Consider the following 22,827-nt stretch of genomic DNA (forward strand, 5'->3'; position numbering starts at 1 on the left):
CTGAGCGGGTGCGCGCGGCTGATTGACTGGAGCGCATGAGCTTCACCCCGCCGCCCGCGCACCTCACTCGGCCCGACCTGCGGGGCCGCTTCGGCATGGTCGCATCGACGCACTGGCTGGCCAGCGCGAGCGCGCAGGCCGTGCTGGAGCGGGGCGGCAACGCGTTCGACGCGACGGTCACGGCGGCGTTCGTGCTGCACGTGGTCGAGCCCCACCTGAACGGCCCGGGCGGCGACATGACCGCGGTGTTCGCGACCGCCGAGGCGCCGTCGACGCCCGTCGTGCTGATGGGTCAGGGGCCCGCGCCGGCCGGCGCGACCATCGCGCACTATCGCGCCCAGGGCCTCGACCTGGTGCCCGGCTCCGGCGCGCTCGCCGCGGCCGTCCCCGGCGCGGTGGACGCGTGGCTCCTGCTGCTGCGCGACCACGGCACCTGGCCGCTCGCCGACGTGCTCGACTTCGCGATCGGGTACGCGACCGACGGCCATCCGGCGCTGCGCAACGTGTGCACGACCATCGCGGGCGTCGCCGACCTGTTCCGCGACCACTGGCCGACCTCGGCCGACCGCTGGATGCCGGATGGGCGGGTGCCCGAGCCGGGCGACATCCTGTACGCGCGCACGTACGCAGCCCTGCTCCGCGAGCTGGGGGACGCGGCCTCGGCGGCGGCGACCCGCGAGGAGGGCGTGGACGCCGCGCGGGAGCTGTGGCGCGAGCGCGTGGGCCGCGCGGCCGAGGAGTTCGTGCGCGCGCCGCACCGCCATTCGGACGGCGGCGACCACGCGGGGGTTCTCACGGCGGCGGATGTCGCGGCCTTCGCCGCGTCGTACGAGGACGCCGTGTCGATCGAGTTCCGCGGCCACACGATCGCCAAGACCGGCCCCTGGGGTCAGGGGCCGGTGCTGCTGCAGGCCCTGCGCATCCTGGACGGGTTCGAAGACGAGCGGCTCGACCCCTCGAGCGAGCTGGGCGCCCACACGGTGCTCGAGGCGCTCAAGCTCGCGCTCGCGGACCGCGACGCCTGGTACGGCGAGGACGTCGCCCCGGACGTGCTCGCGCATCTGCTCTCGGAGGAGTACGCGGCCGCGCGCCGCGCGCTGATCGCCGACACCGCCTCGCGCGAGGTGCGCCCGGGTGCCGTGCCGGGGCATCCGATCCCGACCCTGCCGCCGCTGCGCGAGGCGCGGGCCGTAGGTGCCGGTGTGGGGGAGCCGACCGTGCGCGCGGCCGGCGCCGATCTCGACCCCGACGCGCAGGGCCGCACGCGCGGCGACACGTGCCACGTCGACGTGGTCGACCGCTGGGGCAACATCGTCTCGGCCACCCCGTCGGGCGGCTGGCTGCAGTCGTCTCCCGAGATCCCCGAGCTCGGGTTCTGCCTCGGCACGCGGCTGCAGATGTCGTGGCTCGACGAGTCCTCGCCCTCGCGGCTGCAGGCGGGGCGCCGGCCGCGCACGACGCTGACGCCCACCCTCGTGCTGCGCGACGGCCGGCCCGTGATGGCCCTCGGGTCGCCCGGCGGCGACCAGCAGGACCAGTGGCAGCTGCTGATGCTGCTGCGGGTGCTCGTGGGCGGGTACACGCCGCAGCAGGCGATCGACGCGCCGGCGCTGAACACGACATCGATGCACGGCTCGTTCTGGCCTCGCACCGGGACGCCCGCGGGCGCGGTCGTGGAGGACCGGTTGGGGGACGACGTGATCGCGGGGCTCGTCGCCCGCGGCCACGCGGTGACGCGCGCGGGGGAGTGGGCGCTCGGTCGGCTGTCGGCCGTGACGCGCGATCCGCGGAGCGGCCTGCTGGGAGCCGCGGCCAACCCGCGCGGAGCGCAGGGCTACGCCGTGGGACGTTAGCGCACGAAAGGTTAAGAGCCGACGGATTGCACAGGCCCTGCCGGGTTGTCAAGCCTTTCGAGACAATTCACCACGCCCCGCATCCTGGATACATGACAGATGCGAGCGTCCTCGAGGCGGATCCCCGGGCGCAGGCCCCGGCCGTCGACGTTCGCCCGGGTGACGTCCTGGACGGCCGGTACCGCCTGGAGGAGCTGGTCGGGCGCGGGGGCATGGGTGCCGTGTTCCGTGCGACCGACACGGTCCTCGAGCGCACGGTCGCGATCAAGCTGTTCGCCGCCGCTGCCGTCGACGAACGGGATCGCGAGCGCCGCGCATCGGAGACCCGCCTGCTCGCCTCGCTCAGCCACCCGTCGCTCGTGACGCTGTACGACTCGCGCACGGCCAAGGACGGCTCCGGCTACATGGTGCTCGAGTACGTGGACGGCGGCACGCTCTCGGACCGGATCGCGCGCGGCGCGCTGGCGCCCGCCGAGGTCGCCGAGATCGCCGCCGAGCTTGGCGACGCGCTCGACGCCGTGCACGGCGCGGGCGTCATCCACCGCGACGTGAAGCCGGCCAACGTGCTGATGCATGCGGCCCCGAGCCTCGTGCGCGTGTCGCTCGCCGACTTCGGGATCGCCTACCTGGTCGACGCCGCCCGCCTGACGACGCCGGGCATGGCCGTCGGCACGGCCGCCTACTTCTCGCCCGAGCAGGCCCGGGGCGCCGAGCCCTCGCCCGCGTCCGACATCTACGCGCTGGGCCTCGTGCTGATCGAGGCGCTCACCGGCCGCCGCGCGTTCCCGCAGACCACGCCGATCGAGGCCGCGGTCGCGAGGCTGCACACGGCGCCCGAGGTGCCGGGCGGGTTCGGCTACGGCTGGCGTTCGCTGCTGACCGCCATGACCGCCACCGACCCCGCCGAGCGGCCGACCGCCCGGCAGGTGGCCGAGCGGGCGCGCGCGCTGACCGGCGCGGACGCCGACCCCGGCGCGACCGCGGCGGCGTTGCCCGCGGCGGCCGATGTGACCGCGCCCGTGAAGCTCGACGACGGCCCCGCGACCCAGGCCGACGCGCCGGTCGTGGCGCCCGCGCCGCGCATCGCCGACGAGGCAGAGCTCACGCGCGTGCTTCCGGTCGCCTCGGCGTCCCGCCGCGGGCGCCGCCGAGCGTCGCGGCGCCGGCCGGGGGCGCTCGGCGTGACCGGCCTCGCGGCCGTCGGCGCGCTGGTGCTCGGCATCGGGGCGTGGGGTGCCACGGCGGCGCTTCCGGCCGAGTCGCCGACGGTCGGCGCGCGTCAGGTGGAGACGCGCGTGGACGAGGCACGTGTGGCGCCGAGCGAGGCGCCCGCGGAGCAGCCCGCGCAGGGCCCTGCCGCCGAGCCCGCCGTCGCCGAGACCGCGAGCCGGCCGGCCGCGCCGGCCGAGGCCGAGCCGGCGCCGCAGCAGAAGGCTTCGACCACTCCGAGCGGTGAGGGCCCGGCCGTGCCGGCGCACGCCGCGTCGGAGGGCAAGACCCGTGGGAATGGGAACGGGAACGGGGAGCCCGCCGTGGGGACGTCGGGCAAGGGGCGCGACGGCGACTGAGGCTGCAAGGGACGGCATGCCTCGTCGCCGTCGCCCCCACACCTTCCCGGATGCCCGCGGGGCGACGCGCGCGGCGCGTGCGGCATCCGTGCGCATCCGTTCTGGGATCCCAGACGCGATCATCGCGCGACGGCTCGCCGCGGGTGCCCGACCGGAGTCGAATGGCTCCATGACCTCGCATCCTGACCTTTCCACCGCCCCCGAGCCGACCGTCGCGCTCGGCGGAGCCGGCCTCGCGCCGGCCGACGTCGTGGCCGTGGCGCGCGAGGACGCGCGCGTCGAGCTGTCCGACGCGGCCCTGAGGGACATGGCCGCGAGCCGCGCGCTGATCGAGTCGCTCGCCCACGACACCCGGCCGCACTACGGCGTCTCGACCGGATTCGGGGCGCTCGCGACCGTGCAGATCCCGGTCGAGAAGCGCCGCCAGCTGCAGCGCGGGCTCATCCGCTCGCACGCCGCGGGCACGGGGCCCGAGGTGGAGCGCGAGGTCGTCCGCGCGCTCATGCTGCTGCGTCTCGACACGCTCGCGACGGGGCGCACGGGCGTCCGCCCCGAGGTGGCGCGCGCGTACGCGTCGCTGCTGAACGCGGGGATCACGCCGATCGTGCACGAGTACGGCTCGCTCGGCTGCTCGGGAGACCTGTCGCCGCTGGCGCACTGCGCGCTCGCGGTCATGGGGGAGGGGCGCGTCCGCGACGCGTCCGGTGCGCCGCTCGAGGCCGCCGACGCGCTCGCCGAGGCCGGGATCGAGCCCGTCGTGCTCGAGGAGAAGGAGGGCCTGGCGCTCATCAACGGCACCGACGGGATGCTCGGGATGCTGCTGCTCGCGCTGCACGACCTCGAGGCGCTGCTGCGCGTGGCGGACGTCGCGGCGGCCGCGAGCGTCGAGGCGCTGCTCGGCACCGACACGGTCTTCGCCGCCGACCTGCACGCGCTGCGCCCCCATCCGGGGCAGGCGGCGTCGGCCGCCAACATCGCCCGCATCCTGCGCGACTCGGATCTGATCTCGCGGCCCGGGGCCGGCGAGTTCACGCGCGTGCAGGACGCCTACTCGCTGCGGTGCGCGCCCCAGGTCCACGGCGCCGCGCGCGACACGGCCGCGCACGCGGCATCCGTGGCCCGCGTCGAGCTGGCCAGCGCGATCGACAACCCCGTGGTCACGCCGGATGGGCGCGTCGAGTCCAACGGCAACTTCCACGGAGCGCCGGTCGGCTACGTCCTCGACTTCCTCGCGATCGCCGCGGCCGACGTCGCCTCGATGTCGGAGCGTCGCACCGACCGCTTCCTGGATGTCGCGCGCAGCCACGGCCTGCCGCCGTTCCTCGCCGACGACCCCGGCCTCGACTCGGGCCTGATGATCGCGCAGTACACCGCCGCGGGCATCGTGTCGGAGCTCAAGCGGCTCGCCGTGCCGGCGTCGGTCGACTCCATCCCGTCGTCCGCGATGCAGGAGGACCACGTCTCGATGGGGTGGGCGGCCGGCCGCAAGCTGCGCCGCGCGATCGACGGCCTGTCGCGCGTGCTGGCGATCGAGCTGCTCGCGTCGACGCGCGCGCTCGACTTCCGCCTGGCGGCAGGTGCCGGGCGGCCCGGGCCCGCGACGGAGGCCGTGCACGCGCTGTTCCGCACCGACATCGCGGCCCCGGGGCCGGACGTCTTCACGTCTCCCGACATCGACCGCGCGGTCGCGCACGTGCAGTCGGGGCGCGTGCTCGCGGCCGTCGAGGAGGCGGTCGGCGCCCTGGCGTAATGTCGTGCCGGTGACGGAGTCGAGCCGCGTCCCGGCGTTCGAGAACGGGCTGCGCATCCTGAGCCTGCTCGCCCGGTCGAGCGGTCCGCTGCAGGCCGCGACGATCGCGCAGCGCCTGGACCTGCCGCGCTCGACGGTCTATCACCTGCTCAACGTCGCCGAGCGCGAGGGCTACGTCATGCGGCTGCCCGAGGAGAGCCGCTACGGCCTCGGGATCGCGGCGGTCGATCTGGGCTCGTCGTACGCCCGCACCGACCCGCTCGCGCGCGTGGGCCGCGTCCTGGTCGGCCGGCTGGTCGACCGGATCGGGCTGAGCGCGCACCTCGCCGTGCTGCACGGCCGGGAGGTGCTGTACGTCGTCGAGATGCGCGCGAAGCACGCGCCGGATCTCGTCAGCGGGGTGGATGTGCGCCTGCCCGCGCAGCTGACGGCGAGCGGGCGCGCGATCCTCGCGGCGCTGCCGAAGGCGCAGCTGCGCGCGCTGTATCCGGGCGCGCAGGCGTTCGTGCAGCGGCACGCCGAGCATCCCGCGGTCACGACGTACTCCGAGCTGCGCCGCGTGCTGGAGGCCGTGCGGCAGCGGGGCTGGGCCGAGGAGGTGGGCGACATCACGCCGGGGATGTCGTCGGTCGCCGTGCCCGTGCTCGACCACCGCGACTGGCCGGTCGCGGCGATCGCCGTGACGTATCCCGACGACTCCGTGCCGCCCGGGCGCATCCCGGGGCTGGTCGAGGCCGCGCGCGCGACCGCGGAGGAGATCTCGCGGCGCATCCACGGGGCGCGGCACGCCTGACACGAGAAAAGGCCCCGCCTCGCGGCGGGGCCTTCCCGGTTGGTGCGCCCGAAGGGATTCGAACCCCCGACACCTGGCACCGGAAGCCAGTGCTCTATCCACTGAGCTACGGGCGCATACCTGAACGAGGATATCAGCCGACGGCGGTGGTCCCGACCGACAGGCGTCAGACGAAGCGCGTCGTGAGGCGGGCGCCCGCGACGTCCACCCTCCGGTCGTTGAGCGGAGGGGCGCCGGCGCCGGCCCACCCCTCCGGTCGTTGAGCGGAGGCGCGCCAGCGCCGGCCCACCCTCCGGTCGTTGAGCGGAGGCGCGCCAGCGCCGGAGTCGAAACGTGTCCAAACATCCCTGCCGACCGGCCCACCGCTCGTCCACAGGGCACCGCCCGCGAGGACTTGTCCACAGATTCGGGTTGAATCGCTGATCTGCGCTTTCCAGCCCGGTGAATGTCGGTGGCCCGGAGGAGAATCGGGCCATGACGACACAGGCGACTTCGACCCGGTGGGCTCCCACCCCGGCCGAACGCGCCCGCACGTCAGAGCTCGTCGACGATTACCTGGAGCAGCAGGTCATCATCGCCCAGGCCCATGCCCGGCAGGCGCGGATCCTCGCCGAGGGCCGCGCGATCGCCGAGGCCCAGACCCGCCGGGGTGGGACGGGTTCGGAGTTCGAGCACCCGCTGAGGTCCATGGCCGCCGAGTTCGCGGTCGCCGGGCGGATGTCAGACCGCACGATCCGGGCCCGGATGGAGTGGGCAGTCGACCTCATCGACGGATTCCCGGCCACGTTCGCCCTGTTCGAGGAGGGCCGGATCAGCGAGCCGCACGTGCGAGCCATCCTCGACGCCGGCAGTCGTCTCGAGGATGACGACGCCCGGGCGGAGTTCGAGCGGATCATCCTCCCGCGAGCCGAGAAGCTCACCGCCGGGCAGCTCGGGTCCGTCGCGCGGAAGCTCGCGGACGACATCGAGCCCCTCCCGTTGGAGGAGCGTCACGAGGAGGCCATGGCCGAGCGCTCCGTGCGGGTGGCACCGCTGCCGGACGGCATGGGCGAGTTGACGTACATCGGTCCGGCGGTGACGGTGTACGCGATGCATGACCGGGTCACTCAGATGGCCCGCACGATCTACCGCACCAAGGGCGAGGGTGACGTCCGGACGTTGGATCAGATCCGGGCGGACGTGTTCGCTGAGATCGCCCTCGCCGGCCTGCCGACCGCGGAGCTGATCGACCAGCACGGCGGGGATGCCCTGACGAAGATCAAGGCGACCGTGGAGGTCACCGTCCCGTGGCAGTCTCTCACCGGCGTCGGTGACGAGTCGGCGTTCCTCGCGGGGTACGGCCCCATCCCCGCCGAAGCGGCGCGCAGGCTGGCCGGCGAGGCCGCCAGATGGACGCGCCTGTTCACCGACCCCGACACCGGGTGCCTCAAGACCGTCGACACCTACACGCCGAGCAAGGCGCAGCGGCGCTTCCTGATCGCCCGGGACGAGCACTGCCGCTTCCCCGGCTGCCGGCGACCGGCGGTCCGCTGCGAGGACGACCACACCATCCCGTACTCCCACGGCGGCCCCACAGCCGTCGGGAACCTCGCCAACCTCTGCCGGGCCCACCACGTGTTGAAACACAACTCCGCCTGGGACTTCCGCCACGGCCCAGGCGGCGTCATCGAGGTCATCAGCCCCACCGGCAGGGCCTACAAGCACAGACCCACACCGGTCGTGAGGTTCGAGGCATCAGCCGAGATCGCCCGCGCCGACTTCGGCGCCGACCCGCCCCCGTTCTGACGGTCCCGCTACGGGAGCGTCGCGGGCTCGGGCATCTCCTCGTCGGAGGCCTCGAGGCTCGTCACCGGATCGGTGATCTCGGCGAGCGCGTCGGCCAGCCGCTGCGCCAGGTAGGCGTGGCCGGCGACCGACGGGTGGTTGCGGCCGTAGTCGCTCGTGTCGATGACCGAGAGGTAGTTCTGCTCGGTGATCCACCCGTCCTGGATCGGCGAGATGTACCACCACTGCCGCTCGGTGGCGAGCTCGGCGAGGTCGCGGTCGATGCGCGCGGTGGCGGGCTCGACCGGAAGCACCTGCGGCGCCGGGCCGAGCACGACGACCGGCGTGCCGGGGTAGATCTCCACGAGGGCGTCCCACGCGGCGGTGACCGCGGCGCGGTACCCGGCCGCGGGCTCGCGACGGTCGTTGATCGAGCCCTGGATGATGATCAGGTCGTACTCGGCGGCCGGGTCGAGCGCCGCGATGCGGGTGCCGAAGTCCGGCCGGTCCAGCCCGGGCCGCAGATAACCGCTGCCGCGGCCGCCGTCGACGGTCGTGGTGCCGTCCAGCAGCTCGGCGAGCACGTATGCGTAGCCGCGGTCGATCGGCGTCGCGGCCGAGCCGTACGTCCAGGAGTCTCCGAACACCAGCACATCCGGGTGCGGCGGGAGGCGGATGGGCGGCGGCGTGAGCACGGCCTGGTCGGACGACGCCTGCTCCACCTCGGCGACGGGGGCGGCCCACGGGCGCAGCGCCCCGGCCGCGAGCGCCGCGAGTACGGCGAGCACCGTCGTCACGGTGAGCGCGACGACGGCAGGGCGGGAGCGGGTCGCGGGCGCCATCACCGATCAGGGTAGGCGATCCATCTGAACAGAAGGAAACGCTCCCGCACGGCGGCGCAACGCGGCCGGGCGCGGGGTCGCCTGGCCGTGTCGCCCGTCGCCTGAGGATCCCCCGGCGGTCGCCTCGCCCGCCGACCAATAGACTTGTCGGGCTATGAACCCGGATGCCCTCGCCGCCGCCCTGCTCGCCGTCATCACGCCGATCGCCGAGCGACGACGCCCGGAGGAGGACCTGGGGCTCGCGGCCGCGGACATCACGCTCGAGCGTCCGAAGAACCGCGACCACGGCGACTGGGCCACCAGTATCGCGCTCAAGCTCGCCAAGCGCCTCGGGACGAACCCGCGCGAGCTCGCCCAGGAGATCGCGGACGGGCTCGCCGCGGTCGACGGCATCGCGAGCGTCGAGGTCGCCGGCCCCGGCTTCATCAACGTGCGCCTCGACGCCGCGGCGGCGGGCGCGCTCGCGAAGACGATCGTCGACGCGGGCGCGGACTACGGCCGCAACGACTCGCAGGCCGGCAACTCGATCAACCTCGAGTTCGTGAGCGCGAACCCGACGGGTCCGCTCCACATCGGCCACACGCGCTGGGCCGCGCTGGGCGACAGCATCGGCCGCCTGCTGCAGTTCTCGGGCGCCACCCTGGCCCGCGAGTTCTACATCAACGACGCCGGCGCGCAGATCACGCGCTTCGGAGCCTCGGTGCTGGCCGCCATCAAGGGCGAGCCGAAGCCCGAGGACGGCTACGCGGGGGCGTACATCGACGACCTCGCGCGCCGCGTGCTCGAGGGGCGCCCCGACATCCTCGACCTCGACCCCGAGGCCCAGCTCGAGGCGGCGCGCGACGACGCCTACGCGCTGCAGCTCGCCGAGATCAAGGAGTCGCTCGCGCAGTTCAACGTGCACTTCGACGTCTGGTTCTCGGAGCGCATCCTGCACGCCAAGGGCGAGGATGGCGGCCCCAGCCTCGTGGACCAGGCCGTCGAGCGTCTGCGCGCGCAGGGCCACGTGTTCGACGCGGACGACGCCGTGTGGGTGCGCACGACCGACTTCGGCGACGACAAGGACCGCGTCATCCGCCGCTCCAACGGCGAGTACACGTACTTCGCCGCGGACGCCGCCTACTACCTGAACAAGGGCGACCGCGGCTTCGCGCACAAGATCTACCTGCTGGGCGCCGACCACCACGGCTATGTGCACCGCCTGAGGGCCCTCGCGGGCGCGGCAGGCGAGGACCCGGACAAGGACATCGAGATCCTGATCGGCCAGCTGGTGTCGATCAACGGCGCCAAGCTCTCGAAGCGCGCCGGCAACATCATCGAGCTCGACGACCTGCGCGAGTGGCTCGGAACCGACGCGCTGCGCTACTCGCTCGCGCGCTACCCGGCCGACTCGCCCCTGTCGCTCGACCCCGACCTGCTGCGCAAGCGCACGAACGACAACCCCGTGTTCTACGTGCAGTACGCGCATGCGCGCACGCACAACGTCGGACGCAACGCCGCCGACGTGGGCGTGGACCGCTCGGAGTTCGCCCCCGAGCTGCTCACGCACGAGACCGAGGCGGCGCTGCTCGGCGCGCTCCAGGAGTTCCCGCGCATCGTGGCGTTCGCGGCCGAGGTGCGCGAGCCGCACCGCGTCGCGCGCTACCTCGAGGAGCTCGCGGGCCTGTACCACCGCTGGTACGACAACTGCCGCGTGACCCCGCTCGGCGACGCCGAGATCGAGCCCGTGCACCGCACCCGCCTGTGGCTGAACGACGCCACCGGCCAGGTGCTGCGCAACGGCCTCGACCTGCTCGGCGTGAGCGCGCCGGAGCGGATGTAGCCACCGGATGACGGCGAGCGCCCACGCGTCCCCCGCACCCGCGCCCCGCAGGCGCCGGCGTCGCTGGCCGTGGGTGCTGGCGGCGACCCTCGTCCTCCTGGCGGTCGCGGCGGTCGTCGTCGCGGAGGGCGTCGCGCGCTCGATCGTGCCGGAGCGCGTGCGCGAGACCGTCGTGGCTCAGCTCGGGCTGCCCGAGGACCAGCCGCTCGACGTGACCGTCGGCGGCGTGCTGGTGCTGCCGCAGCTGATCGCCGGCCGCCTCGACGAACTGCGGGTCGCGGGCGCCGACGTGCCGCTGCCGGGCGAGGCCGCCGCCGGTCTCACGGTCGACGCCGACGTGCGCCTCACCGGCGTCCCGCTGCGCGAGGGCGTTCAGGGTGGGCCCGGCACGGCCGAGCTGCGCCTGGGGGCCGACGACCTGCAGCTGCTGCTCGCGGACGCCCGGCTGCCCGACACGCTCGCGGATTCCACGGTGACGCTCGCCGAGCCCGACGCCGTGCTGACGAGCGAGGTCTCGATCCTCGGCGCGTCCATCCCGATCGAGCTGTCGCTCGCCCCCGGCGCCGCCGACGGCGACCTCACGCTGGAGCCGACGGGCGCGCGCATCGGGGGAGCGCAGCTCTCCCTCGAGCAGCTGGCGGCGATGGCCGGCATCGAGCTCGGCCCCGTGCCGGTGTGCCTCGCCGACCGCCTGCCGTCGGGCCTCGCGCTCACGGCCGTCGCGGTCGAGGGCGACGCGCTCGTCGCCGACCTCGACGTCGCGGCCGGCATGATGACGGATCCCGCCCTCCTGGAGCCCGGCACCTGCGACTGAGCCGCTGGCTAGCATCGGTCGCGTGCCGATCAGCGATCAGACGACCTGGACCGACGACGACGTGCTCGACGCGGCCGCCCAGTGGAGCTGGGTGCCGGAGGGATCCCGCGTCGCGGAGGGCGAGCTCACGATCATCCAGCGCCCGGCATGGGTGGGCGGCCACGTCGCCGTGGAGCGCACCCCGCGCGGGCGCGCGGCGGCCCAGCTGGTGGACGAGGCCGTGGCGGTCGCCCGCGAGTGGGGCGACGTCGCACTCGAGTGGGCGCTCGCCGACCGCGACGACCCGACCGTGGCCGCCGAGCTCGAGGCCCGGGGTGCGACCGTGATCGAGCGGCTGGACGTGCTGGCGCGCCCGCTGCCCGCGGACCCCGCGCCTTCCGCGCCGGGGGTCTCGACGCGCCGCGTCGCATCCCGCGAGGACGTGATCGCGATCGGCGCGATCAACGCCGCCGTGTGGGGCAACGCCCTCCCGAGCGAGGAGCGGATCGCGCAGGTGCTCGAGGAGGAGCGGCGCGGCGCCGCCGACGGCACGGGGTTCCGCGTGCTCGCGACCCTCGACGGCGACGTCGTGTCGACCGGCGGCGTGACGCTCGCCCCGGGACCGCGCGGCACGGTCGCGCGCCTGTGGGGCGCCGCCACGCTGGAGGGCGCCCGCGGCCGGGGCGCGTACCTGGCCGTGCTGGCCGAGCGCCTGCGACTGTCCGCCGAGCACGGCGCGACGCTCGCGCTCGTCAAGGGCAGGATCGCGACGTCCGCGCCCATCCTGGCCCGCGCCGGGTTCCGCCGCGTGGGCGGCGAGCGGCGCTTCCGCCTGCCGCTCTGATCGATCGCTCGCCGCGCATTTCGCCCAGTCGTGGCGAAGGGATCTGCACATCCGAAGCCGTGCGGATGCCGGATCGCCTTCCGATCTGCTGATCCCCTCGGATGCACCGGCCGGGTCGGCCGCGCGCGGCGCCCATCCCCGTCGGGAGGCGCGGTGCAGGTGTCATAGACTCAGTGGTCACCGACGGCGCGTGAGCGTACCGTGCCGCGGCATCCACCGAACGCCCCACCCGATTGAGAAAGTCGTGCCCGACGACGCAGCCGCAGCTGTTGTGAGCGGAGCCCTCGCGCCCGAGTGGCTCGCCCTGCCCGACGACCCCAACGACCTCGCGCCGGGCGTGTGGCCCGCGTCCGCGCACCGCGACGCCGACGGCGCGCTCGTGATCGCCGGCATCCCGGCTCCCGAACTCGCGCGCACATTCGGCACCCCCGTGCTGGTGCTGGACGAGGACGAGGCGCGCGACCGCGCCCGTCGCACGCTGCGCGCCTTCGGCGACGCCGCGGCCCGCCACGGCGGACGGGCCCGCGTGTACTACGCGGGCAAGGCGTTCCTGTCGACCGAGGTCGCGCGCTGGATGATCGACGCCGGCCTGAACGTCGACGTGTGCTCGGCCGGCGAGCTGGCCGTCGCGCTCGCGGCAGGCGTACCGGCCTCGCGCATCGGCTTCCACGGCAACAACAAGCGCGTGTTCGAGCTCGAGCGCGCGGTCGAGGTCGGGGTCGGCACGATCATCGTCGACTCGGACATCGAGATCGAGCGTCTCGCGGCCATCACCGAGCGCCTCGACCGCCGCCAGACCGTGCTGGTGCGCGTCAACAGCGGCGTGCACGCCGAGACGCACCACTTCCTCGCGACCGCGCACGAGGACCAGAAGTTCGGGTTCACGCTCGAGGCCGCCGAGCGCGCGGTCGAGCGCATCCACGAGCTCGAGCTGGTCGACTTCGCGGGCCTGCACTGCCACATCGGCTCTCAGATCTTCGGCACCGCGGGCTTCCGCGAGTCGGCGTCCCGCGTGCTCGAGCTGCACGCGCGACTGCTCGAGCAGGAGCGCTTCACGGCCACGGGCGCCGACGGCTCGGTCGAGCCCGTCCTGAACCTCGGCGGCGGCTTCGGCATCGCCTACACGCGCGCCGACACCCCCACGCCCATCGCGGAGCTCGCCGACGGCATCGTCGACGCGGTCGCCGACGAGTGCGCCGTGCGGGGCATCCCGCTGCCCGTGCTCGCGTTCGAGCCCGGCCGCTCGATCATCGGCACCCCCGGCGTCACGCTGTACGAGGTCGGCACGACCAAGTCCGTCCAGGTGGACACCGGATCCGCGGTGGCCGAGCGCCGCTACGTGAGCGTGGACGGCGGCATGAGCGACAACGCGCGCCCCGCGCTGTACGGCGCCCAGTACTCGGCGCGGCTCGCGTCGCGCGAGGGCGTCGAGGGCCCCGTGCTCAGCCGCGTCGTGGGCCTGCACTGCGAGTCGGGCGACGTCGTCGTCGACCATGAGTACCTGCCGGGCGACGTCACGCCCGGCGACCTGCTGGCCGTGCCCGCGACCGGCGCATACTGCGCCCCGCTCGCCAGCAACTACAACCACGTGCCCCGCCCGCCCGTCGTGGCGGTCACCGGCGGCACGGCGCGGATCATCGTGCGCGGGGAGCGGATCGAGGATCTGCTCGCCCGCGATGCGGGAATCGACACGGGATCCGCCGTCGCAGAGGGAGAAGAATGATCGATCACCGCCGCCTCCGTGTGGCCCTGCTCGGGGCCGGTTCCGTCGGATCCCAGGTCGCGCACCTGCTGCTCACCCATGCCGCCGAGCTCGCCGAGCGCTCCGGCGCCGAGCTCGAGCTCGCCGGCATCGCCGTGCGCGACGTCGACGCGCCGCGCGACGTGGATCTGCCGCGCGAGCTGCTGACCACCGACGCGGAGAGCCTCATCGTGGGCTCGGACATCGTGATCGAGCTGATGGGCGGCATCGAGCCGGCCCGCACCCACATCCTCGCCGCGCTGAACTCCGGCGCCGACGTCGTGACGGGCAACAAGGCGCTGCTCGCCACGCACGGCGCCGAGATCTTCGACGCCGCCGACCAGGTCGGCGCCTCGGTGTCGTACGAGGCGGCCGTCGCGGGCGCGATCCCGATCATCCGCCCGCTCAAGGACTCGCTCGCCGGCGACCGCATCAAGCGCATCTTCGGCATCGTCAACGGCAGCACCAACTTCATCCTCGACAAGATGGACCGCGAGGGGCTGAGCGCCGACGAGGCCCAGCGCATCGCGACCGAGCTCGGATACCTCGAGGCCGACCCGACCCTGGACCTCGAGGGCTATGACGCCGCGCAGAAGGCCGCGATCCTCGCGAGCCTGGCGTTCCACACGCACGTCTCGATCGACGACGTGCACCGCGAGGGCATCGAGAGCATCACGGCGGACATGATCGAGGGCGCGCGCCGCGCGGGCTTCGTGATCAAGCTGCTCGCGGTGTGCGAGCGGCTCGCGGCCGACGGCGGCGCCGAGGGCGCCGACACGGCCGACGCGGACGGCGAGTCCATCTCGGTGCGCGTGTACCCGGCGCTCATCAGCCGCGACCACCCGCTGGCCAGCGTGCACGGCGGCAACAACGCCGTGTTCGTCGAGGCCGCCGCGGCGGGCGACCTGATGTTCTACGGCGCGGGCGCCGGCGGCCTGCAGACGGCCTCGGCCGTCATGGGCGACGTCGTGTCGGCCGCGCGCCGCCACATCGCGGGCGGCGTCGGCGTCGGCGAGTCGCCGCGCCAGAACCTGCCCACCGCGCCCATCGGCCGCATCATGACGCGCTACCAGGTCACGCTCGAGGTGGACGACGAGCCCGGCGTGCTGGCCCGAATCGCCGGCATCCTGAGCGAGGGCGGCGTCTCGGTCGCGACCGTCGAGCAGACCCCGTCGACCGATGCCGAGGGCCGCGCCCACATCGTGATCGGCACCCACCGGGCCCGCGAGCAGGCGCTGAGCGACACGGTCGCCCGCCTGCAGGCGAGCGATGTCGTCGAACGCGTGGTGTCGGTGCTGCGCGTCGAAGGGGAGTGACGGTGCCGCCCGCGGGCGCGCGCACGGTGCACGTGCGCGTCCCCGCGACCAGCGCCAACCTCGGCCCCGGCTTCGACACGCTCGGCCTGGCGCTCAGCGTGTACGACGAGCTCGAGGTCACGGCGCTGGCGCCGGGCGAGCTCGAGATCGAGGTCACCGGCCCGGGCTCGGACGAGATCCCGCGGGACGAGTCGCACCTGATCGTCCGCACGATCCGCTACTGCTACGAGTCCGTCGGCCGGTCCGCGCCGGGCCTGCGCCTCGTCGCGCGCAACGGCATCCCGCACGGCAAGGGCATGGGATCGTCGGGAGCGGCCGTCACCGCGGGCGTGCTCGCGGCCAAGGGCCTGCTCGAGGGCGAGGCGGTGCTCACCGAGAACGACCTGCTGCGCCTGGCGACCGAGCTCGAGGGGCACCCGGACAACGTGGCGCCCGCCCTGTTCGGCGGCCTCACGATCGCGTGGACCGAGAACGGCGTGCCGCAGCACAAGAAGCTGCTGGTGCACCGCGGCGTCGCGCCGGTCGTCTTCGTGCCGGACCACACCATGTCGACCTCGAAGGCGCGCAGCGTGCTGGCGACCGAGGTGTCGCGCGAGGACGCGGTGTTCAACGTGTCGCGCTCCGCGCTGCTGATCGCCGCCCTGACGCAGAGCCCGGATCTGCTCCTGTCGGCCACCGAGGACAAGCTCCACCAGGAGAAGCGCGCGCAGGCGATGCCCGAGACGTTCGCGCTCGTCGGCGCCCTGCGCGAGCGCGGCTTCGCGGCCGTCGTGTCGGGCGCCGGGCCGAGCGTCCTGGTGCTCGCGGACGGGCCTGGGCGCCGCCTCGAGGCCGCCGCGGTGGTCGAGGAGGTCGCCGGCGGATCGTGGCAGGCGCTCATGCTCGCCGTCGACTTCAAGGGCGGCACCGTGTCGCCCGCGGCGGAGTGACGCCGTCGCCGGATGTGAGGATGGAGACCCACCCGTGACTTCCCCCGAGCCGAGGAGTGCCGTGCAGTACATCTCCACCCGCGGCGGCGGCGAGCCGCTGTCCTTCGGCGAGGTGCTCCTCGAGGGCCTCGCGCGCGACGGCGGGCTCGCGGTCCCCGCGCAGATGCCGCGCGTCGACGGCGAGACCCTGGACCGCTGGCGCGCGCTCACCTACCCGCAGCTCGCGACCGAGGTGCTGGCGCTGTTCGCGACCGACATCCCGCGCGAGGACCTCGCGCGGATGACCGCCGCGGCGTACGCGCCGTTCCCGGCGGAGGTCGTGCCGCTGCGCCCGATCGGCGACGGGCTGACGCTCGTCGGCCTCTCAGAAGGCCCCACGCTCGCGTTCAAGGACATGGCCATGCAGTTCCTGGGCCAGGTCCTCGAGTACGCGCTCGAGCGCAACGGCTCGGTGCTCAACGTGCTGGGCGCCACGTCGGGCGACACGGGCTCGGCCGCCGAGCACGCGCTGCGCGGCAAGGAGCGCATCGCGGTCTTCATGCTGTCGCCGCAGGGCCGGATGAGCGCGTTCCAGCGGGCGCAGATGTTCTCGCTGGACGACGCGAACATCCACAACATCGCGATCGACGGCGTGTTCGACGACTGCCAGAACCTGGTCAAGCAGCTCGCGGGCGACATCGAGTTCAAGCGCGCGCAGAACCTCGGCGCCGTCAACTCGATCAACCTCGCGCGCATCACGGCGCAGGTCGTCTACTACTTCTGGGCGTGGCTGCGCGCGACGGACGCCGGCGGCCCCGCCGAGGTGTCGTTCACGGTGCCGTCCGGCAACTTCGGCAACATCCTGTCGGGCCTGTACGCGAAGCTGATGGGGCTGCCGATCCGCCGCCTCGTGCTCGCGACCAACGAGAACAACGTGCTCGACGAGTTCTTCCGCACGGGCGTGTACCGCCCGCGCAGCGCCGCCGAGACCCTGGCGACGTCGAGCCCGTCGATGGACATCTCGAAGGCCTCGAATCTCGAGCGCTTCATCTTCGAGCTGTTCGGCCGCGACGCCGAGCTCGTGGTGCAGGCCTGGAACGAGCTCGACGAGCAGGGCTTCTTCGACGCCTCGGCCGACCAGCCGCGCTTCGCGGAGGAGTTCGGCCTCGTCAGCGGCACCTCGACGCATGCGGACCGGATCGACACGATCCGCTCGGTGCACGCGAGCGCGGGCGAGATCATCGACCCGCACACGGCCGACGGCGTGAAGGTCGCGCGCGAGCACGTCGAGCCCGGCGTGCCGATGCTCGTGCTCGAGACCGCGAAGCCGCAGAAGTTCGCCGAGACCATCCGCGAGGCGCTCGGCGTCGAGCTCGAGTACACGGACGAGCTGCGGGCCATGCTGGACGCACCCCAGCACGTGACCGAGATGGCGGACGACGCGCAGGCCCTGCGCGCGTTCATCGAGGCCGCCGCCCTGAAGGGGTGATACAGTGAACGACATCACGGCGGGTGCCGCTCGGCACACTTCTTGACCGTCGTTTCGCAATCTGCGAAGCCCCGCACAGGTCCCCGACCAGCTCCCTGAGTCCGCTCACCGAGCGCCTGGGCGACCGGCGCGTGTCGTGGCGCGTGCCGCGATTCATCCCGTACGTGCGATCGGGCATCATCACCACGTTCCATACAGAGGAGTACTCGTGGAGTCCATCTCCGAGACCCAGACGGATGCCGCCGCCGTGAGCGACGAGCAGGCAGCCGAGACCACCTCGCCCGCGGGCGAGACCACGCAGGACGCGTCGCAGGACGCCATCCAGGACGCGGCCGTCGAGGCGCCGGCCGAGGACGCCGCGGAGGAGGAGCCGACGGAGGCTCCCGCCGAGGACGCCCCCGCCGAGGAGCCCGCGGCCGAGGAGCCGGCCGCCGAGGAGCCGATCGTGCCCGTGAAGGCCGCGCCGCGCAAGCGCGCGCCCCGCCGCGCCAAGTCGACCGACGTCGCGCCCGCCGAGGCCGAGACGGCCGAGGCGCCCGCCGCCGACGCGACCGAGGCCCCGGCCGAGGACGCGCCCGCCGAGAAGCCCAAGCGCGCGCCGCGCAAGCGCACCCCCAAGGCCGCGCCGGCCGAGCCCGCCGCCGAGAGCGCGCCGGCCGAGCCGGCCGAGGCGTCCGCCCCGCAGGCCGAGACCGCGGCTCCCGCCGAGGGCGCCGAGCAGGCGCCCGAGGGCGGCGACCAGGCCGCCGCGCAGGACGCGGGTCAGCACGCCGGCGGCCAGGAGAACGCGGGCCAGGAGAACGCGGGCCAGGAGAACGCGGGCCAGGAGAACGCGGGCCAGGAGGGCACGGGCCAGGAGGGCACCGGACGTCGCAGCCGCAGCCGCAGCCGCAGCCGCAACCGCAACAAGGGCGACCGCGCCGAGGGCGCCCAGGACGGCCAGAACGGCCAGGCCGGCCAGAGCCAGCGCGGCCAGCAGCCGCAGGCGCAGCAGGCCCAGGACGCCGACGACGACGCCCAGGGCGGTCGCGGCGGACGCAGCGCGCGCAGCAAGCGCCGCGGCGGCGGCCAGCCGGCTGACGAGTTCGAGACCGAGATCACCGAGGACGACGTCCTGATCCCGATCGCGGGCATCCTGGACGTGCTCGACAACTACGCGTTCGTGCGCACCACGGGCTACCTCCCCGGCCAGCAGGACGTCTACGTCTCGCTGGGCCAGGTCAAGAAGTACAACCTGCGCAAGGGCGACGCGGTCGTCGGCGCCATCAAGCAGCCCCGCGAGGGCGAGCAGCAGGGCCGCCAGAAGTACAACGCGCTCGTCAAGGTCGACTCGGTCAACGGCCTGTCGGTCGAGGACGCCGCGAACCGCGTCGAGTTCTCGAAGCTCACGCCGCTGTACCCCCAGGAGCGCCTGCGCCTGGAGACCGCGCACGAGAAGCTGACGCAGCGGATCATCGACCTGGTCGCCCCGATCGGCAAGGGCCAGCGCGGCCTGATCGTCGCGCCCCCGAAGGCCGGCAAGACCATCGTGCTGCAGCAGATCGCCAACGCGATCGCGCAGAACAACCCGGAGGCCCACCTCATGGTCGTGCTCGTGGACGAGCGCCCCGAGGAGGTCACGGACATGCAGCGCACGGTCAAGGGCGAGGTCATCGCCTCGACCTTCGACCGCCCGGCCGAGGACCACACCACGGTCGCCGAGCTCGCGATCGAGCGCGCCAAGCGCCTGGTCGAGCTCGGCCGCGACGTGGTCGTGCTGCTCGACTCGATCACGCGCCTGGGCCGCGCCTACAACGTGTCGGCCCCGACCTCGGGCCGCGTGCTCTCGGGCGGCGTGGACGCGTCGGCGCTGTACCCGCCCAAGCGCTTCTTCGGCGCCGCGCGCAACATCGAGAACGGCGGCTCGCTGACCATCCTGGCGACCGCGCTGGTCGAGACCGGATCCAAGATGGACGAGGTCATCTTCGAGGAGTTCAAGGGCACCGGCAACATGGAGCTGCGCCTGTCGCGCCAGCTCGCCGACAAGCGCATCTTCCCGGCGGTCGACATCAACGCGTCGTCCACGCGCCGCGAGGAGATGCTGCTGAGCCCCGACGAGGTCAAGATCACCTGGAAGCTGCGCCGCGCCCTCGCGGGTCTGTCGCCGGAGCAGGCGCTCGCGACCATCCTCGACAAGCTCAAGGAGACGCAGTCGAACGTGGAGTTCCTCGTGCAGATGCAGAAGAACATCCCGGCGGCCGGCGGACGCTCCTCGGGCCACGAGAACGACATCCGCTGACCGGATGTTCGAGTCCGTCGATGCGCTGATCGACGAGCACCGGCGGGTGCAGGAGGAGCTCTCCGACCCCGCCGTGCACGCCGACGCCGCGCGCGCCAAGCGGGTCAACCGGCGCTACGCCGAGCTGAGCCGCATCGTCGCCGCGCACGAGGCGTGGACCGCCGCGGGGGACGACCTCGCGGCGGCCCGCGAGCTCGCGCGCGAGGACGAGGCGTTCGCCGCCGAGGTCCCCGCGCTCGAGGAGAAGCTGGCCCAGGCGCAGGAGCGCCTGCGTCGCCTGCTGATCCCGCGCGACCCGGACGACGCCCGCGACGTGATCATGGAGATCAAGGCGGGTGAGGGCGGCGCGGAGTCGGCGCTCTTCGCCGCCGACCTCCTGCGCATGTACATGCAGTACGCCGCGTCGAAGGGCTGGAAGACCGAGCTGCTCGAGCGCATCGAGTCGGACCTGGGCGGCTACAAGGACGTCCAGATCGCGATCAAGGGCTCGTCGTCCGACCCCGCGCAGGGGGTCTGGGCGCACCTGAAGTACGAGGGCGGCGTGCACCGCGTGCAGCGCGTGCCCGCGACCGAGTCGCAGGGGCGCATCCACACGTCGACGACCGGCGTGCTGGTGTTCCCCGAGGTGGACGAGCCCGAGGAGATCCACATCGACCCCAACGACCTGAAGATCGACGTCTTCCGGTCGTCGGGCCCGGGCGGGCAGTCGGTCAACACGACCGACTCGGCCGTGCGGATCACGCACGTGCCCACGGGCATCGTGGTGTCGATGCAGAACGAGAAGTCGCAGCTGCAGAATCGCGAGGCCGCGCTGCGCGTGCTCCGCGCGCGCCTGCTGGCGCGGCAGCAGGAGGAGCTGGACGCCGCCGCGGCGGATGCGCGCAAGTCGCAGATCCGCGGCATGGACCGCTCGGAGCGCATCCGCACCTACAACTTCCCCGAGAACCGCATCGCGGACCACCGGACCGGCTACAAGGCGTACAACCTCGACCAGGTGATGGACGGCGCGCTCGAGCCCGTCGTCCAGTCGTGCATCGAGGCGGACGAGGCCGAGCGCCTCGCCGCGCTCGGCGACGGGGCGTAGGGCCGGATCACCACCCCGGCGGGCGGGGGAGCGGACCGCGCGCCCGCTCCAGCTGGCTCGCCAGCCGCAGGATGGTCGCCTCGCCGCCCGGCCGGCCGACGAGCTGCACGCTCACCGGATGCCCGTCGGGCGTCGTCTCGACGGGCACCGTCACGGCGGGCAGGCCCGCGACGTTGACGAAGCTGCTGTACGGCGCGTACTCGCACTGGCGCGCGAAGCTGAGCTCCGGGTCGTCCTGCGCGAACCAGCCGATGGGGCGCGGGGGCAGCCCGAGCGCCGGGGTCAGCACGGCGTCGAAGCCCGCGAACGCCTCGATCGTGCGACGTTCGAACGCGGCCGCCGCCGCGAGCGCGCCCAGCAGGCGCTCGGCGGACAGCGCACGGCCCTCGCGGGCGAGCCATGCCGTGATCGGCTCGAGCTCATCGAGGCGCTCGTCCGGCACCGGGATGCGCGCGGCGGACGCGCGCCACAGCGTCATGAACATGTCTGCGTAGCCCTCGGGCCGCCACGCGGCGTCCTCGAGCTCGTGGCCCGCGCCGGACAGCACGCGGGCCGCGTGCGCGAAGGCCTCGCGGGCGCCCGCGTCGAGCCGGATGTCCAGCGACTCGTCCCAGGGCGAGACCGTGGTCATCCCGATCCGCAGCCGCCCCGCGGGCGCGCGGAGGGCGTCCGCGAAGGGCCCCTCGCCAGGCGCGCGCGTCGCGTAGGGGAGCGGCCCGGCGGTCAGGGCGTCGAGCAGCAGGGCGGCGTCGTCCACCGTGCGGGCGATCGGGCCGGCCACCGCGAGGCCGCCGGGGGAGTCGAGGCCCGATCCCGCCGGCACGCGCCCGCGCGACGGCTTGAGTCCCACGACGCCCACCGTCGCGGACGGGATCCGGATGGAGCCGCCGCCGTCCGACGCGGGCGCGGCGGGCAGCAGCCCGGCGGCGACCGCCACGGCCGCGCCGCCGCTGGAGCCGCCCGCGCCGTTCGCCGGATCCCACGGATCGCGCGCCGGCGGGCCGATGCGGGTCTCGGTGAAGCCCGTCAGCCCGAACTCCGGCGTCGCGGTCTTGCCGAGGCTCACGGCGCCGGCGTCGTCGAGCGCCAGCGCGAGCGGATCCGAGCGGGCGGGCACGTCGTGCGCGGACCACCGCGAGCCGTAGCGCGTGGGCACGCCCGCGCGTGCGGTGAGGTCCTTGTCGGCGAGCGGCACGCCCCACAGCGGCGGCGCGTCGGCCGGCGGACGCCCGAGCGACGCGGCGCGGCGCAGGGCCGCGTCCGCCGCCACCTCGGCGAACGCGCCCAGGTCGCGGCGCGCCTCGATCCGCGCCAGGAAGTGCCCGGCGGCCTCGGCGGGCGTCACGTCGCCGCGTCGCAGCGCGGCGGCGAGCCCCCGCAGGCCGAGCTCGTGCAACGCGGTCATGGCACCGGGCCGATCAGATGACGTACTCGGGGGCCATCATGACGCGGCGCGTGTCCTCGCCCGCGCCGCGCGGGCGCGCCTTCGCGGGGATGCCGACCACGATGCTGTCGGCGGGGGCGTCCTTCGTGACGACGGCGTTGGCGCCCACGGCGCTGCGCGCGCCGATCGTGACGGGGCCGAGCACCTTGGCCCCCGCGCCGACCGCCACGCCGTCCTCCAGCGTGGGGTGGCGCTTGCCCTGGGTCAGCGACGTGCCGCCGAGCGTGACGCCGTGGTAGAGCATGACGTCGTCGCCGATCTCGGCCGTCTCGCCGATCACGACGCCCATGCCGTGGTCGATGAAGAAGCGCCGCCCGATGCGGGCGCCCGGGTGGATCTCGACGCCCGTGAGCCAGCGCGTGAGCTGCGACCCGGCGCGGGCGACGAACCGCCATCCGCGCGTCCACAGCCAGTGGTTGACGCGATGGGCCCACACCGCGTGGAGACCCGGATACAGCGCCACGATCTCGAGGAAGCCGCGCGCCGCCGGATCACGGCGACGCGCGGCTGCGACATCCTCGCGGATGTTCAATCCCAT

General features: G+C 74.0%; 17 protein-coding genes and 1 tRNA gene. 14 read left to right on the forward strand and 4 right to left on the reverse strand.

All coding sequences use genetic code 11. The annotated features are described in order from the left end of the window. The first annotated feature begins 35 nt into the window (after positions 1 to 35). The 4 genes from ACYVGN_RS07240 to ACYVGN_RS07255 all read left to right on the forward strand — a co-directional run bounded on the left by ACYVGN_RS07240 (position 36) and on the right by ACYVGN_RS07255 (position 5,964). Positions 36 to 1,853 carry a gamma-glutamyltransferase family protein gene (locus ACYVGN_RS07240; protein ID WP_055993047.1) on the forward strand — a complete coding sequence of 606 codons (1,818 nt, stop codon included), beginning with the start codon at positions 36 to 38 and terminating at the stop codon, positions 1,851 to 1,853. Between the two features lie 92 nt (positions 1,854 to 1,945). After that, complete coding sequence (locus ACYVGN_RS07245; RefSeq protein WP_460789797.1) at positions 1,946 to 3,421, forward strand: serine/threonine-protein kinase; 1,476 nt, start codon at positions 1,946 to 1,948, stop codon at positions 3,419 to 3,421. Between the two features lie 169 nt (positions 3,422 to 3,590). Continuing rightward, entirely contained in the window at positions 3,591 to 5,171 is a 1,581-nt protein-coding gene (gene hutH, locus ACYVGN_RS07250; RefSeq protein WP_460789798.1) for a histidine ammonia-lyase, read from the forward strand. Between the two features lie 10 nt (positions 5,172 to 5,181). Next, positions 5,182 to 5,964: an IclR family transcriptional regulator gene (locus ACYVGN_RS07255; RefSeq protein WP_460789799.1), complete on the forward strand. Its 783-nt coding sequence runs from the start codon at positions 5,182 to 5,184 to the stop codon at positions 5,962 to 5,964. A gap of 40 nt (positions 5,965 to 6,004) precedes the next feature. On the opposite strand, the gene ACYVGN_RS07260 is transcribed toward ACYVGN_RS07255, so the two are convergent. Next, positions 6,005 to 6,080, reverse strand: a tRNA-Arg gene (locus ACYVGN_RS07260). A 358-nt stretch (positions 6,081 to 6,438) separates the two neighbouring features. On the opposite strand from ACYVGN_RS07260, the gene ACYVGN_RS07265 reads away from it, so the two are divergent. Further along, positions 6,439 to 7,749 carry an HNH endonuclease signature motif containing protein gene (locus ACYVGN_RS07265; RefSeq protein ID WP_460789801.1) on the forward strand — a complete coding sequence of 437 codons (1,311 nt, stop codon included), beginning with the start codon at positions 6,439 to 6,441 and terminating at the stop codon, positions 7,747 to 7,749. An 8-nt stretch (positions 7,750 to 7,757) separates the two neighbouring features. On the opposite strand, the gene ACYVGN_RS07270 is transcribed toward ACYVGN_RS07265, so the two are convergent. Further along, positions 7,758 to 8,570 (reverse strand): SGNH/GDSL hydrolase family protein, encoded by an 813-nt coding sequence (locus tag ACYVGN_RS07270; protein WP_055993055.1) that lies wholly within the window; start codon positions 8,568 to 8,570, stop codon positions 7,758 to 7,760. A gap of 154 nt (positions 8,571 to 8,724) precedes the next feature. On the opposite strand from ACYVGN_RS07270, the gene ACYVGN_RS07275 reads away from it, so the two are divergent. The 9 genes from ACYVGN_RS07275 (at position 8,725) to prfA (ending at position 20,845) form a co-directional block, all read left to right on the forward strand. After that, entirely contained in the window at positions 8,725 to 10,392 is a 1,668-nt protein-coding gene (locus ACYVGN_RS07275) for an arginine--tRNA ligase (RefSeq protein ID WP_460789803.1), read from the forward strand. Between the two features lie 7 nt (positions 10,393 to 10,399). Further along, positions 10,400 to 11,206: an LmeA family phospholipid-binding protein gene (locus tag ACYVGN_RS07280; RefSeq protein ID WP_460789805.1), complete on the forward strand. Its 807-nt coding sequence runs from the start codon at positions 10,400 to 10,402 to the stop codon at positions 11,204 to 11,206. A gap of 22 nt (positions 11,207 to 11,228) precedes the next feature. Continuing rightward, on the forward strand, positions 11,229 to 12,029 hold the full coding sequence (locus ACYVGN_RS07285; RefSeq protein WP_460789807.1) for a hypothetical protein: 801 nt from the start codon (positions 11,229 to 11,231) through the stop codon (positions 12,027 to 12,029). A gap of 244 nt (positions 12,030 to 12,273) precedes the next feature. Beyond that, positions 12,274 to 13,752, forward strand: coding sequence for a diaminopimelate decarboxylase (gene lysA, locus ACYVGN_RS07290; protein WP_460789809.1), 1,479 nt, complete (start codon positions 12,274 to 12,276; stop codon positions 13,750 to 13,752). Further along, positions 13,749 to 15,086 carry a homoserine dehydrogenase gene (locus ACYVGN_RS07295; RefSeq protein WP_460789811.1) on the forward strand — a complete coding sequence of 446 codons (1,338 nt, stop codon included), beginning with the start codon at positions 13,749 to 13,751 and terminating at the stop codon, positions 15,084 to 15,086. Before lysA ends, ACYVGN_RS07295 begins: the two co-directional genes overlap by 4 nt. After that, a complete protein-coding gene (gene thrB, locus ACYVGN_RS07300; RefSeq protein WP_460789813.1) occupies positions 15,083 to 16,015 on the forward strand; it encodes a homoserine kinase in 933 nt (310 codons plus the stop codon). The genes ACYVGN_RS07295 and thrB overlap by 4 nt, the downstream gene beginning before the upstream one ends. A 61-nt stretch (positions 16,016 to 16,076) precedes the next feature. Beyond that, complete coding sequence (gene thrC, locus ACYVGN_RS07305) at positions 16,077 to 17,483, forward strand: threonine synthase (protein WP_460789815.1); 1,407 nt, start codon at positions 16,077 to 16,079, stop codon at positions 17,481 to 17,483. Positions 17,484 to 17,691: 208 nt separating this feature from the next. Further along, positions 17,692 to 19,761: a transcription termination factor Rho gene (rho, locus tag ACYVGN_RS07310; RefSeq protein ID WP_460789817.1), complete on the forward strand. Its 2,070-nt coding sequence runs from the start codon at positions 17,692 to 17,694 to the stop codon at positions 19,759 to 19,761. Positions 19,762 to 19,765: 4 nt separating this feature from the next. After that, entirely contained in the window at positions 19,766 to 20,845 is a 1,080-nt protein-coding gene (prfA, locus tag ACYVGN_RS07315) for a peptide chain release factor 1 (protein ID WP_460789818.1), read from the forward strand. Positions 20,846 to 20,852: 7 nt separating this feature from the next. Here the strand turns inward: prfA and ACYVGN_RS07320 are convergent, their stop codons facing one another. Together ACYVGN_RS07320 and epsC are read right to left on the reverse strand one after the other, a co-directional pair. Continuing rightward, complete coding sequence (locus ACYVGN_RS07320) at positions 20,853 to 22,250, reverse strand: amidase (protein WP_460789820.1); 1,398 nt, start codon at positions 22,248 to 22,250, stop codon at positions 20,853 to 20,855. Between the two features lie 13 nt (positions 22,251 to 22,263). Continuing rightward, positions 22,264 to 22,827: a serine O-acetyltransferase EpsC gene (gene epsC, locus ACYVGN_RS07325; RefSeq protein WP_055993110.1), complete on the reverse strand. Its 564-nt coding sequence runs from the start codon at positions 22,825 to 22,827 to the stop codon at positions 22,264 to 22,266.

Source organism: Microbacterium lacusdiani (genome assembly GCF_054779895.1).